Raw genomic sequence first — 13,527 nt, 5'->3', positions numbered from 1 at the left:
TAAATTGAGGGAGTGCCGACAGAATAAACGATTCCAGCATGCCCCTTTCTTCTATATCGATCTTGCCATGAAAGCCTCCTTCTGGAAAAAAGACGGGGTCATCGGCGTGGCTGTGCTGCTGGTATATCTGGCCATCCTGCTCTTTACCCCCTTGATTTCTAGTCTGGAGCAGCGGGCTTACGATGCAGGAGTGAAGCTGACAAGCCGTGATATTGATGAGCGCATTGCTGTGATCGCGATCGATCAAACCAGCATCGACAATATTGGCCGCTGGCCTTGGTCGCGCGAGGTTCATGCTCAACTGATTGATAAGCTGGCAGCTGCGGGCGCAAAGGTAATCGCCACCAGTGTGTTCTTTACCGAGCCACAGCAAGACCGTGGACTGGTGTATATCGAAAAGCTGCACCGCCTGTATAAAGAAGACGCGTCAGCACCCAATAGTGTCACTTGGGCAGCGATGGGCTCGGTTTTCAACGAGGCGGTTGTGAAGCTTAATGTCGATCAGCAACTGGCAAGCAGCGTGGCCTCGGCGGGCAATGTCATCCTGCCCATGCTGTTTGAATTGGGCGAGGCGCAGGGCGAGCCTGATAAACCGCTCCTTGCTGCGGTTAAAAAATGGGAGCTGGAGGCCAGCGGTAATCCGGCAAATGGTTGGCCCACTTCAGCTAAGGGAGCAACCCAGCCTTTAAGCATGCTCGCCAGCAGCGCGGCGGGTATAGGCAGCGAAAATATCACGCCAGATGATGATGGGGTGGTGCGCAGTATCCCGCTGGCCGTGCGTTATTTCGACCAAATCTACCCCACTTTTCCGCTTGTGGCCGCAGCCAGAAGCCTGAATCTGGCTCCCAAGCAAATCAAACTCACACTGGGCGAATCCATTACGCTGGCCAATGTCACACTTCCCATTAGCGCCAATGCCTCATTTCGCCCCTATTTTTACCCGAATCAAAATGGCAAAGCCGCCTTTCCCATTGATTCTTTCTACGATGTGCAGGCAGGCAAAATTCCGCTCGATAAATACAAAGGCAAAATAGTGCTGATCGGCGCTACGGCACTGGGCATAGGCTCATCCTTAGTGACGCCCACCTCGCCTTCTGAAGCACCGGTGATGATTGCAGCGCACACCTTATCCAGCCTGCTCCAACAGCACTACTTTGTTTCGCCCGCATGGAATGCACTGCTTTCATTGGCTCTGGCGCTGCTCATTACACTTTATCTTTGTCTGCTGTTGCCTCGCCTCAAAGCAGGCCCAGCCGCCATGCTGACTAGCTTGCTGTTTTTGCTCCTTGTGATCTGCCACTTTGTGCTGATGACCAAAGCCATGCTGTGGATTCATTTAATGGGGCCTGCCAGCTTATTGCTGCTTGGGCATGGCTTGCTGACGACCAAGCGCTATTTAATCAGTGAGCAAAAAGAAGAAAAGTCGACTGCCGAATCAGCCGAATCCAACCGCATGCTGGGCATGGCTTTTCAGGGACAGGGCCAGCTGGATATGGCATTTGAAAAGCTATCCAAAGTGCCCTTAGACGATGGCATGATGGGCGTTTTATATAATTTGGCGCTCGATTTTGAAAGGAAGCGCCAGTTCAATAAAGCCGAAGCCGTTTATCAATATATGGGCGGCCACAATCCCAAATACCGTGATCTGGAAGCCAAGTTAAAACGCGCACATCAGATGTCAGAAACGGTGATGCTGGGCGGCTCAGGCGGTGGCGTAAATGGCAGCATGCTGCTGGAAGACGGCAGTATAGAAAAACCGATGCTAGGACGCTATCAGGTAGAGAAAGAGTTGGGTAAGGGGGCGATGGGCGTTGTTTACCTTGGCAAAGATCCCAAAATTGGCCGCGATGTGGCGATTAAAACCATGTCGCTCTCGCAAGAATTTGAAGCCGATCAGCTTGATGATGCGCGGCAGCGCTTTTTTAGAGAGGCAGAAACCGCAGGCCGGCTTAACCACCCCAATATCGTCACCATTTTTGACGCGGGTGAAGAGCACGACCTCTGCTATATCGCTATGGAATTTCTAAAAGGCAAGGATTTGCTGGCATATACCAAGGTGGACCATTTATTGCCTTTAATTGAATGTGCAAGTATCGTCAGACAAGTCGCGGAAGCCTTACAGTATGCCCATGTTCAGCACGTGGTTCACCGCGATATCAAGCCCGCCAATATCATGTATGAGCCCACCGAGAAAATCGTAAAAGTCACCGACTTTGGCATCGCGCGCATTACCGATTCAAGCAAAACCCGTACTGGCATGGTGCTGGGTACGCCATCTTATATGTCACCCGAACAGCTTTCTGGCAAAAAAATTGATGGCCGCTCTGATTTATTTTCCCTAGGCGTGATGCTCTATCAGCTCAGTACCGGCAGTCTGCCTTTTACCGGCGAATCGATGGCTGAACTAATGTACAAAATAGCCAATGATGCACCGCAAGATCCACGGCTGATTAACCCACAACTACCACCGATGTTAGCAGCCATTATTATGAAAGCCTTACAAAAAGATGAAACAACCCGCTTCCAGACTGGCGCTCACTTTGCAGCGGCCATGGCTAAGCTGGAAGCGGGATTACGTACAAGAGAAGCCAATGCTTAACCTATCTCAAGCGCTAGAAATGGCAGGATTAACCGATGCAGGCCTGCATCGTGATCACAATGAAGACACCATCCACTTTGATGCCGAAAAAGGCCTCGTGGTGCTGGCTGATGGTATGGGCGGCTATAACGCAGGAGAGGTCGCCAGCGGCATTGCCGTAGAAATGGTTTGCCATGTGGTGCATGACGCCATGCAATCCAATTTTCCACTGCATTTGCAAAGGCCCGATAGCCTTTGGCCAGCGGCACACGATGTGCTGATGGCGGCCGTTCACTACGCCAATCAATCCATTTATGGCACAGCACAAAGCCAACCCCAATGCGCCGGAATGGGCACAACTCTGGTATGCGCCCTCTTTTATGATTCACGCCTTGCTGTAGCACATGTGGGCGACTCCAGGCTTTATCGCCTGCGTGGTGCAGAATTTATTCAACTGACACGCGATCATTCTTTTTTGCAGGAGCAAATTGATAGCGGGCTGATTACACCGGAGGAAGCCCGGCATTCAAGCTATAAAAACTTAGTCACCCGGGCGGTGGGCATTGATAGTGCCGTGCAAGCAGAGCTGCATGAATATGAAGTTTTGCCCGGTGATATTTATTTATTTTGCTCTGATGGTTTAAGCGATATGGCCGACGATAGCGATATTGCCGATACTTTGCTGGCCTTTAATAGCAATTTAGCTCTAAATAGCGAGCAATTGATTCAGCTGGCAAATGATATGGGGGGAAAAGACAATATTTCTGCGGTGATAGTTAAAGTAAAAGAAGCCTATCCAGCCAATTCAGGGCTATGGTCAAAAATGAGCGCGTGGTTTACTTAATACATGACACAACTCTGTTTTAAACGGCAATTCATCATTTTTTACTAAAAAGTTGTTTGGTTAAAGCAGATATTTTATTAAATAAGAGAAACAAATTATGGCCAAAATAGTACTTAGCCTAGATGGCAATGTAATCAAAGAAATCAAACTCAATAGCGAGCGCTTCACAATAGGTCGTCGCCCGAATAATGATCTTCAAATCGATAATCTTGCTGTTTCCGGCGAGCATGCCGTATTAAACGTACGAGGTTCGGAAGTTTTTATTGAAGACTTAAACAGCACCAATGGCACCAAAATCAACAATCAGGATGTGCAAAAACAACTACTTAAAGAAGGCGATGAAATCCAGATAGGCAAACATGTTTTGCGCTATCTCAGCGAAAAGCCCCAAGACAATACCGATTTTGAAAAAACCATGATGATGGGGCGGCCACCGCTTATGGCTGCACCTAAAGCCCCCCCGGCCGAAGTACCTTTGCCACAAGCCGCTGCCGCTCTGCAAACCGCAACCGCCCCGCAAACGGCTACAGCGCCACAAGCCCCAGCTGGTGAGCGCCTGGGTGTGATTAAAGTGATGAGCGGAGCCAATACTGGCAAGGAGCTGGAGCTAAGTAAAAAGCTCACCACACTCGGTAAAACCGGGGTGCAAGTCGCAGTTATTAGTAAGCGCCCTCAGGGTTATTTTTTAACCCATGTTGAAGGCGCACAGCACCCCAGCGTCAATCAAAAAGAGATAGGCGTTCAAGCTTATCCATTGCAGGAGGAAGACATGATTGAGCTACTCGGCATCAAAATGGCTTTCTTCTATCGCAGCTGATAATGAAAGCAAGCATACGCAAATACTGGCAGCAAGTATTAATCGGTGCCCTGCTGCTTTTGCTTGCCCTGCTGCACGTGGCAGGCTCGCCCAGCTTGCCCACCCTCACCCAGATTGATGTTTATCTTTATGATGTCCGCTTACGCTTAGGCATGCCTGGCGGTGTGGATCAGCGCATTGCGATTGTTGATATCGACGAAAAAAGCCTGGCCGAGCTAGGCAGATGGCCTTGGCGACGCGATCATCTGGCCAAATTAGTCGATCAATTATTTGATCGCTACCAAATTAAAGCGCTCGGTTTCGACGTAGTTTTTGCCGAACCAGACGAAAGCGCTGGCCTGCCTGTGCTACGAAGGCTAGCCAGCAATGAATTAAGCAATAATGCGGCATTTCAAAGCGAGCTGCTCCGGCTCACTCCCGAGCTGGATACCGATGCCCGCTTTGCCAAAGCACTGAGCAACAGGCCGATTATTGCCGGTTTTTATTTCAGCAATGAAGCCAAAGCCGTTTCAAGCGGCACCCTTCCTCCTCCCATCCTTGCCGCCGAAGATTTAGCTCCCGTCGCCCCACAAATCTGGGGAGGCAAAACCTATGGCGGCAACTTGCCTAGCTTACAAAAAGCAGCTGGGCATGGTGGGCACTTTGTCCCTGTGGTGGATAAAGACGGCGTAGCAAGGCGGGTACCACTGGTTGCAAGAATCGGTGACAGCTATTACCCCTCACTCGGGCTGGCGCTGGCCCGGATCGCGCTAGGGCAAGAGGCCTTTAGCCCGGTGATCGAAGGAAGTGCAGAAAGCAGCTTTGCTTTAGAAGCCTTTCGTTTAGGAAAAAGACGCCTGCCTGTAAATGAAAATGGCTGGGCACTGGTGCCATTTAAAGGGCCGGAAGGCAGCTTTCCTTATCTATCTGCCACCGACGTTATTTCTGGCAAAGTGCCCCCGGCAGAGCTGAAAGACCGAATTGTATTACTTGGCACCACCGCCCCCGGCTTAAAAGATTTACGCGTTACTCCCGTTGGCGAAGCCTATGCAGGAGTTGAAATACATGCCAATTTAATTGCGGCTATTTTGGATGAAACGCTGCCACAGCACCCCGGCTATTTATTAGGTGCAGAATTTTTGCTCTTATTAATTCTTGGCCCCTTGCTGGTTTGGCTATTAATCCGGTTTTCACCGCTGATTGCCAGTCTAGTTTGCCTGCTACTCTTAGTGCTGCTCTGTGCAGGCAATATTGCCCTTTGGCACTATGCCAATATCGATATGCCTTTGGCCGCATCTTTAATGATGATTATTGGCCTCTATACCCTCAATATGGCCTATGGCTATTTCTTTGAAAGCCGCCGCAAACGCCAGCTTACCCAGTTATTTGGCCAGTATGTAGTGCCGGAGCTGGTTGAGCGCATGAGTGAAGATCCCGAAAAATACACCATGGTTGGTCAAAACAGGCCGCTGTCGGTGCTGTTTACCGATGTAAGAAGCTTTACCAAAATATCTGAAGGCATGCCCGCCGATGAACTAAGCCGTTTTATGAATGAATTTCTGACCGAAATCTCTACCGTTATCCGCCACCAGCACTTGGGCACAATTGATAAATACATAGGCGATTGCGTCATGGCCTTTTGGGGCGCGCCGGTATTTGACCCCGAGCACGCCGAAAATGCCGTCCTGGCTGCACTAGAAATTCAAGTCGCTATTGATAAGCTCAATCCTAAATTAGTCGCGCGCAACTGGCCGGAAATCTCGGTAGGTGTGGGTGTGAATACCGGCAATGTCACCGTAGGCGATATGGGATCGCAATTTCGGATGAATTACACCGTGATGGGCGATGCCGTTAATTTAGCGTCTAGGATAGAGGGGCTCACCAAATATTATGGAGTGAGTATTTTAGTCAGCGAGTACACGCGTGCCGCAGCGCCCAATCTGGTTTACCGGGAAATAGACCGGGTACGGGTGATGGGAAAAAGCGAAGCGGTGACGCTCTATGAGCCCCAGCCCTTGGGCACTGATCAGGAATCAATCCTGATGCTGTTTCATGAAAGCCTAAAGCTTTACCGCAATCAGCAGTGGGATTTAGCCGAGCTGCAGCTGCTAAACCTGCAAAAACTCGACACCGCTTGCAGGCTTTACGAACTATATTTACAAAGAATTCAGCACTTCAGACAAACCCCTCCCGCAGCAGGCTGGGACGGTGTGCACACCTTCGACCGCAAGTAGCAGCAAAGGCCTCGCGATGCATTTACGAATATTGGGGTGTAGTGGCGGAATTGGTGGCGCAAACCGCACCACTTCATTCCTCATTAATGATTCGATCCTGATCGATGCCGGCACAGGCGTGGGCGATCTCAGCTTTACCGCGCTCACTCGTATCGAACATATTTTCCTGACCCACGCCCACCTCGATCACATCGCCTGTTTGCCCATGCTGGTCGACACCATTATGGGCAGCCGTAGCACCCCGCTGAACGTGTATGCCAGCGAAGCCACCTTAAATGTCTTAAAAAAACATATTTTCAATTGGGCCGTTTGGCCAGATTTCAACAAAATCCCTCATCACGACGCACCATTTATGCGTTATATCACGCTCGATGTGGGCCAATCCTGCACCATTGAAAAATGCACTATCACCGCGCTTCCAGCCGTACACACCGTACCCGCCGTAGGTTATCAGCTAGATAGCGGTAAAAATTCAGTGATCTTCAGCGGCGATTCAGTTTGCAACGTCGCCTTTTGGGACATCGTCAATGCCACAGATAATCTAAGCCATTTGATTATCGAAACCGCATTTAGCAACCGTGAATACGAGCTGGCCAACGCAGCCAAACACTTCTGCCCGCTTACTTTGCTTGAACAGCTCAAAAACCTAAGCCGCCCCTGCCAGGTTTTAGTCACCCACTTGAAACCAGCAGATTCTGAGCTCACGATGCAAGAGATATTAAGAGACAACTTACATTTAACCATCAGTAGATTAGAGCAAAACCAAGTCATCCATTTTTAACTGATATTGCGCAGCAAACAAAACCCAAATCTTAAAACACAATCCCTTAGGGCGCACTCGAAGCTCCACATGCAACATGGGTTTAGTCGCTCAGCGATAAGCACAGTGCGCCACAAACTAACGAACTAACAAGCCAACCGACAAACAAGCACAAGCTGACACCGCCTTCCAAGAGCCATCACCATGAGCCAAAAAGATAACGCCCTACACTTTATGCATGAGCTACAAGCCCTGACCAATCGCATCCATGCAACCCGGCATATTGATGAGATCTTGCTGGAAATCAGTGGCGAAGCGTGCAAAGTGTTTGGTGCTGAGCGGCTCACCATTTATGTGGCAAACGATACCGGCAATGAAATGACCTCTAGGGTCAAAACAGGTCTGGAAGGCTTTAAAGAGCTGCGCATTCCGGTGAATGATCGCAGCGTGGCGGGTTTTGTGGCCAACCATAAACAGCTGGTTAATATCCGCGATGTCTATAACGCCGAGGAACTAAGCAGCTACAGCCCCACGCTACAGTTTTTACAGGCAGTCGATAAACAAACCGGCTTTCATGCCAGAGAAATGCTGGCTGCCCCCCTATTAGCCGAGCTGGACGGCACCTTGATCGGCGTAGTGCAGCTGATTAATAATAATCAGCAACACCCTTTTGAAGCGCAAACCGAAGACGGCATCCGTTTACTCGCCAAAACACTCGCCATTGCTTTGCAGCAAAGACAGCAGCAGCCTTTTCCTTTTTCACCCCAGCATAAATATGGTGGTCTTGTCGCGGCCAACATCATCACGCCTGCTGCCTTACAAGTGGCCCTGCGTGAAGCCCAAAGAGATAAGCGGGATATAGAATCACTGCTCAGCGAAAAATACCAAGTACCGCTCGCCCCCCTTGGCCAATCGCTGGCTGGCTATTTTGGAGTGGCTTACGAAGCGTTTAAACCGGAAAGAATTAAACCGCTCGATTTACTCAAAAATATCAAGCGCGAATACGCCGCAGAAAATGAATGGCTACCGGTTGATGAGGAAACAGAAGGTATTATCATCCTAACCACCGATCCGGAACGCATCCGTGCCAGCCATACCGTGGCCCATGTTTTCCCTAATAAAAAGGCCGTTTACCGGGTCAGCACCAAAGTAGAATTCCAAAAAACCCTCGATCTGTTTTTTGGCGAGCCCAGCAACGATAGTAATATCGATGCCCTGCTCTCTAATATGGTCGATGAAGAAGACGCCGTGCCGGTTTCCCCCGAAGAAATCTCAGCAGCTCAAGACAATGAGCTGGTCAAACTCGTCAACCAGATTATTGTTGAAGCATATAAAACCGGCGTTTCTGATATTCATATCGAGCCATCCCCCGGCAATGAAAAAACCCGTATTCGCTTTCGCCGCGATGGCTCTTTAGTCGCTTATAAGGAAGTACCAGCGTCCTACCGCAACCCGCTCGTCACCCGCATTAAAATTATGTGCGATCTGGATATCTCAGAGAAACGCAAGCCGCAAGATGGCAAAATCAAGTTCAAAAAATATGTGCCCGGCTACGATATCGAGCTGCGTGTGGCCACCATTCCTACCCAAGGCGGCGTAGAAGATGTGGTGATGCGGATTCTGGCCTCGGGCGAGCCTTTACCGCTGGATAAACTCGCACTCTCGACCCGCACCATCAGCCATTTAAAATCGGTGATCGCCAAGCCCTATGGCCTGTTTTTTGTTTGCGGGCCAACCGGCTCGGGTAAAACCACCACCCTGCACTCCATCCTCAAACACCTCAACACGCCGGACACCAAAATATGGACCGCAGAAGACCCGGTTGAAATCACCCAAAAAGGCCTGCGCCAAGTGCAAGTTAATAATAAGGCGGGGCTGACTTTTGCCACTATTATGAAAGCCTTTTTACGCGCCGACCCAGACATCATTATGGTGGGGGAAATGCGTGATAAAGAAACCACCAGTACCGGTATTGAAGCCTCGCTCACCGGGCATTTGGTGCTGGCTACCCTGCACACCAATAGCGCACCAGAATCGATTATTCGTCTGTTAGATATGGGAATGGATCCCTTCAACTTTGCCGATGCCCTGCTCGGGATTCTGGCGCAGCGCCTTGCCAAAAGGCTATGCAAATGCAAAGAGGCTTATGACGCTGATGCAGCCGAAATCATGGGAATGCTGAATGAATACAGCGAAGAGCTGAGGCAAACAACCGACTGGCAGAAGGACCCCGAGCTCGCCTTAGAGACCGTATATAAAGACTGGGTAGCATCGTTTGCTAATAAAGAAGGCCATTTCACCCTTTATCGCGCCAAAGGCTGCGATGTCTGCAATAACACCGGCTATAAAGGCCGCTTGGGGCTACACGAGCTTTTAGTAGGTACGGATATGGTCAAAAAGCAAATTCAGGAGCACGCCCGCGTGGCGGAATTACTTGCCACCGCCCTAGAAGAAGGCATGCGCACCCTAAAGCAAGATGGCATTGAAAAAGTACTACAAGGCTTAACCGATATGGCGCAGATTCGTGCGGTTTGTATCAAATAAAACGATCAAAATATTGCGGATAGCCATAAAAATGAAGGGCAAAAATGTAGTTCATCCACAATCAAGATTGATGCGCCTGATTAAGTGCAATAATCAGCGTTCAGAGTAGCTTTGCGCGGATCAAAACAGAGATGCAATATGCTTAGCCACCACATTCTCCACGAGCGCTTAAAGCAGCTCAATGCAATTGGGATCTCCCTGTCTTGCGAAAATCATATCGACAAGCTGATGGAAACAATTCTGATTGCTGCTAAACATCTGGTTAACGCAGATGCAGGCACACTCTATCTGATCAAAGGCGGCGCACTGCATTTTGAGATTGTGATTACCGAATCGCTGGGAATCGCCTTGGGCGGCACCACCGGCCACCCCACCAATCTGCCGCCTGTCATGCTGCGCCATACCGATGGCACGCCCAACTTAAATAATGTAGTGGCTTGCTCGGTTAATAAAGATACCACCATTAATATCAAAGACGCTTATACCGCCGAAGGCTACGATTTTTCGGGTACAAAACGCTTTGATTCCAGCGTGGGTTATCGCTCTAAATCATTTCTAACCGTACCAATGAAAAACCATGAAAGAGAAATCATTGGCGTATTGCAGCTGATTAATGCCAGAGACGAGCAAGGCCAACTAAGCCATTTTGATGCAGACAGCCAAAGTATGGCCGAATCACTGGCATCACAAGCGGCTATTGCGCTGACCAATCGGCGCTTAATTCATCAATTAGAAGAATTGTTTGAATCATTTATTAATTTAATCAACTTAGCCATCGACGATAAATCGCCCTATACCGGCGGCCATTGCCAGCGTGTGCCAGCATTAACCGTTATGCTTGCCGAAGCAGTCAACTATGCCACTTATGGCCCCATGGCTGATTTCACAATGGATAATCAGGGTAGATACGAATTAAAAATTGCCGGGCTTTTACATGATTGCGGAAAAATCACCACCCCGGTGCATGTGGTTGATAAAGCCACCAAATTACAAACGATATTTGACCGAATTCAGCTGGTAGATACCCGCTTTGAAGTATTAGCGCGCGATGCTGAAATTGATTTTTTACGCGGTAAATGCACTGAGCAAGAATGGAAACAACGTGTAGCGCAAATTGAAGCCGATAAAGCATTTTTACAGCATGCCAATACAGGCGGAGAATTTATGCCCGATACCGCCTGCGAAAGAGTGAGAACCATAGGCCAGCAACAATGGATTAACCCCGAAGGAATCCTCAGCCCTTTTTTATCGCCCGAAGAAATAGAAAATCTATCGATTGCACGCGGCACACTCACCGCCGCCGAGCGACAAATTATTAATCACCATATTGAAGTCACCATCGAAATGCTTGAATCATTACCCTGGCCCAAGCATTTAAAAAACGTCGCCGAATTTGCCGGTGGCCACCACGAAAGAATGGACGGCAAAGGCTACCCACGCGGGCTAACTAAAGATCAAATGAGTGTTCAGGCACGCATTATGGGGATTGCCGATGTATTTGAAGCGCTCACAGCCCGCGATCGCCCGTATAAAGACGGCATGAAGATCTCGCAATCCTTAACCATTCTTGCGCGCATGGCTAAAGATCAGCATATTGATGGCGATTTATTTGAGATTTTTGTCAAAGAAAAAGTATGGAAAAACTACGCCGAATTATTCTTAGGACCATCGCAAATTGATGAAGTAGATGAAGAAAAATTATTGAGAATTGCAAGTGGGCAGGATTAAAACATCCCGTGGCCACTGCTGGCGGCTTAGAGCTGCGCTCTCGCCGCCAGACCCATCAAATCTTTAATTCTGAAAAATGCACCCGCTCAAAGTTGCTGCCGTATTCCACTAAGCTGATAAATTTCACTTTAACTAAACTCTCGCCATTCCAAAACTCGCATTGCCGCCCTGCTCTAAACCAGCCATTGGGTAAAAGCATGGTTTTGGGGGCTTTTAATACGGGCATGGCGGGTAGCCATACGATTTCGGTGTAATCCGCATGGGCGCGGGCTGGCTCGCACGGCCTTATGGCTGCCGCTTTAGGCAGACCGGGCAATAACACCAAGCCCATATGCAGATCACCATCGCTTTCTTCAAGCCAGCGCACTACACCGGCTAAATATCGGGCTGAAGATTTCACCACAATCAGTTGATTTAAACTAATCCGCTCCCCTGCAGAAGCAAGACGCGTTAAACGCAGGCCCTGAGCGGTTTCATTCACCACATCCCATAGCTCGATCGGTGGTAATGGCGGTGGTTCATGGCTTTGCTTGGAAGGCGTCAGATCACCAAACAGATGAATATTAATTAAATCACGGCTGCCCACGCGAACCGCTTCTTCTGGCGGAGCGGTGTAATCGCCATCGACCACATAGCGATGCTGGGCAGATAGGCCCAAAATTAGCGGCACGGTACGCGCTTTTAATTCCCTGCTGGCACGCTCGGTACCATGCTCGCACCAAAGCCGGTAAAGATCAGACAAAATATCTATTGTTACTTGCAAGCCCAGCTCATTACCCAAACCTAGTTTTTCTGGTAATTCACCTTGGCGTAGCAATTTAATTCGCTTGGATAAAACCTGGGCTAATGCCAGCGTATCGATTTCCCGAATATCCGGCCCTTCTTTAGGCTGGCCAAAACGCTGTGGGCTGCCGGGCGTGGCTAAATCAATTTGCAAAGGCGTTTTACCCGGCAATGCAGGTGCATGCAAAGCAATTTGGCTGCGAGTAGCAAACAATTCTAATATCTGATCAAGCCATAGCAAACGTCGCAAAGTGTACTGATTAGGATTTGCAGCTGAAAGTAATAAAATATGAATAAAAACAGCGTGCAGCGTGGTTGAATCACCGATAAATAAAAAACGATCTTTTACTTTTTTATCGCTAATTGCCAATTGCTCAGCATGCTGATAATACGCAAATATTTTAACCCACAAAGCATCAGAGACTTTTCGCCCCACCACATAATAACAACGGGCAACAAAACCCATGCAGCGTAAAGTGCGCTCGGCCAATAAAGGTAAGTATTCATGAATAGGTGAATCTTCTGGCTCGGCTTCTTTCCAGTAGCGTGCATAAGCCTCTGCCATGGCCTCCCACAAATCACAGGCAGCCTGCCATTGCGTTTGCTCGGCAGCGCTTAAAGGCAAAGGCTTGGCAGCAAACTCGGGCAGCAAGGCAAATTGCACATCATGCACAGAGCCACGCAATAGCTCTAAAGCTTTCAGCGCTTCTACAGGCGCAATATGCCCCACAGCCAGCGCTTTAATGGCATTGCTCAACTCGGCATGCGCAACGCGCGTATTAATTAAAGGCAATAAAATAAGCCAGTCTTTTGCACCACGTGCATCTGTAAAGGGGAGCTGGCTCATTGTGTTAAGGCCTGCAAAGCAATTCTAAGCGCTAATAATTGCTTAGCGGAAACCTTGTCTGCATCGGGGCGTGCCGCCTCGGCCCAGATCGGTGCGGGAAAATGGCGATCTTCTTTAAAGCGGGGAATCACATGCCAATGCAAATGTGGCACCATATTGCCAAGGCTGGCCAGATTAACTTTATCCGGCTGCAAGGTACTGCGAATGGCCGATTCAACAGCAAAAACCAGCTGCATCAAGCGGTTTCTATCTGCGGCATTTAAATCGCTGAATTCCGCCGTATGCTGCTTTAAGATGACTCGGCAAAAACCCGGGTAGCCCGCCTCATCCACCAAAACAACGCGGCAAAAGTCATCCTGCCAAAGGACTTCTCCGCCATTTTCAACACACAGCACGCATTCTGAACTCATTAA

At 49.2% G+C, this 13,527-nt stretch carries 9 protein-coding genes; 7 read left to right on the top strand and 2 right to left on the bottom strand.

Annotation, left to right across the window (positions count from 1 at the left end; all coding sequences use genetic code 11):
- The first annotated feature begins 67 nt into the window (after nt 1-67).
- From ACFQNF_RS09770 to ACFQNF_RS09740, 7 genes are all read left to right on the top strand, one after another.
- The gene (locus ACFQNF_RS09770; RefSeq protein WP_380187799.1) at nt 68-2,599 is read left to right on the top strand and encodes a CHASE2 domain-containing serine/threonine-protein kinase; all 2,532 of its coding nucleotides are present in this window, start codon (nt 68-70) and stop codon (nt 2,597-2,599) included.
- Nucleotides 2,592-3,422 (top strand): Stp1/IreP family PP2C-type Ser/Thr phosphatase, encoded by an 831-nt coding sequence (locus ACFQNF_RS09765; protein WP_380187798.1) that lies wholly within the window; start codon nt 2,592-2,594, stop codon nt 3,420-3,422. The genes ACFQNF_RS09770 and ACFQNF_RS09765 overlap by 8 nt, the downstream gene beginning before the upstream one ends.
- Nucleotides 3,423-3,519: 97 nt before the next feature.
- Nucleotides 3,520-4,239 carry an FHA domain-containing protein gene (locus ACFQNF_RS09760; protein ID WP_380187797.1) on the top strand — a complete coding sequence of 240 codons (720 nt, stop codon included), beginning with the start codon at nt 3,520-3,522 and terminating at the stop codon, nt 4,237-4,239.
- Nucleotides 4,240-4,241: 2 nt separating this feature from the next.
- Entirely contained in the window at nt 4,242-6,452 is a 2,211-nt protein-coding gene (locus ACFQNF_RS09755; RefSeq protein ID WP_380187796.1) for a CHASE2 domain-containing protein, read from the top strand.
- Between the two features lie 16 nt (nt 6,453-6,468).
- Entirely contained in the window at nt 6,469-7,233 is a 765-nt protein-coding gene (locus ACFQNF_RS09750) for an MBL fold metallo-hydrolase (RefSeq protein WP_380187795.1), read from the top strand.
- Nucleotides 7,234-7,416: 183 nt separating this feature from the next.
- Complete coding sequence (locus ACFQNF_RS09745) at nt 7,417-9,756, top strand: ATPase, T2SS/T4P/T4SS family (RefSeq protein ID WP_380187794.1); 2,340 nt, start codon at nt 7,417-7,419, stop codon at nt 9,754-9,756.
- 138 nt (nt 9,757-9,894) lie between these two features.
- Nucleotides 9,895-11,484, top strand: a complete 1,590-nt coding sequence (locus ACFQNF_RS09740) for an HD domain-containing phosphohydrolase (protein ID WP_380187793.1) — start codon at nt 9,895-9,897, stop codon at nt 11,482-11,484.
- Between the two features lie 55 nt (nt 11,485-11,539).
- On the opposite strand, the gene ACFQNF_RS09735 is transcribed toward ACFQNF_RS09740, so the two are convergent.
- A complete protein-coding gene (locus tag ACFQNF_RS09735) occupies nt 11,540-13,114 on the bottom strand; it encodes a hypothetical protein (RefSeq protein ID WP_380187792.1) in 1,575 nt (524 codons plus the stop codon).
- Complete coding sequence (locus ACFQNF_RS09730) at nt 13,111-13,524, bottom strand: HIT family protein (protein WP_380187791.1); 414 nt, start codon at nt 13,522-13,524, stop codon at nt 13,111-13,113. The genes ACFQNF_RS09735 and ACFQNF_RS09730 overlap by 4 nt, the downstream gene beginning before the upstream one ends.
- Between the last annotated feature and the right edge of the window lie 3 nt (nt 13,525-13,527).

The sequence above is a fragment of the Iodobacter arcticus genome, from assembly GCF_042664895.1.
In the GTDB taxonomy this organism is placed as follows: domain Bacteria; phylum Pseudomonadota; class Gammaproteobacteria; order Burkholderiales; family Chitinibacteraceae; genus Iodobacter; species Iodobacter arcticus.
The sequence above is the reverse complement of the archived record's forward strand: the minus strand, read 5'-3'. Positions and strand labels throughout refer to the sequence as shown.

Bases quoted from the DNA above. Each gene is read 5' to 3' on its own strand.
- ACFQNF_RS09770 (WP_380187799.1), top strand. From the start codon at position 68: ATGAAAGCCTCCTTCTGGAAAAAAGACGGGGTCATCGGCGTGGCTGTG.
- ACFQNF_RS09765 (WP_380187798.1), top strand. From the start codon at position 2,592: ATGCTTAACCTATCTCAAGCGCTAGAAATGGCAGGATTAACCGATGCA.
- ACFQNF_RS09760 (WP_380187797.1), top strand. From the start codon at position 3,520: ATGGCCAAAATAGTACTTAGCCTAGATGGCAATGTAATCAAAGAAATC.
- ACFQNF_RS09755 (WP_380187796.1), top strand. From the start codon at position 4,242: ATGAAAGCAAGCATACGCAAATACTGGCAGCAAGTATTAATCGGTGCC.
- ACFQNF_RS09750 (WP_380187795.1), top strand. From the start codon at position 6,469: ATGCATTTACGAATATTGGGGTGTAGTGGCGGAATTGGTGGCGCAAAC.
- ACFQNF_RS09745 (WP_380187794.1), top strand. From the start codon at position 7,417: ATGAGCCAAAAAGATAACGCCCTACACTTTATGCATGAGCTACAAGCC.
- ACFQNF_RS09740 (WP_380187793.1), top strand. From the start codon at position 9,895: ATGCTTAGCCACCACATTCTCCACGAGCGCTTAAAGCAGCTCAATGCA.
- ACFQNF_RS09735 (WP_380187792.1), bottom strand. From the start codon at position 13,114: ATGAGCCAGCTCCCCTTTACAGATGCACGTGGTGCAAAAGACTGGCTT.
- ACFQNF_RS09730 (WP_380187791.1), bottom strand. From the start codon at position 13,524: ATGAGTTCAGAATGCGTGCTGTGTGTTGAAAATGGCGGAGAAGTCCTT.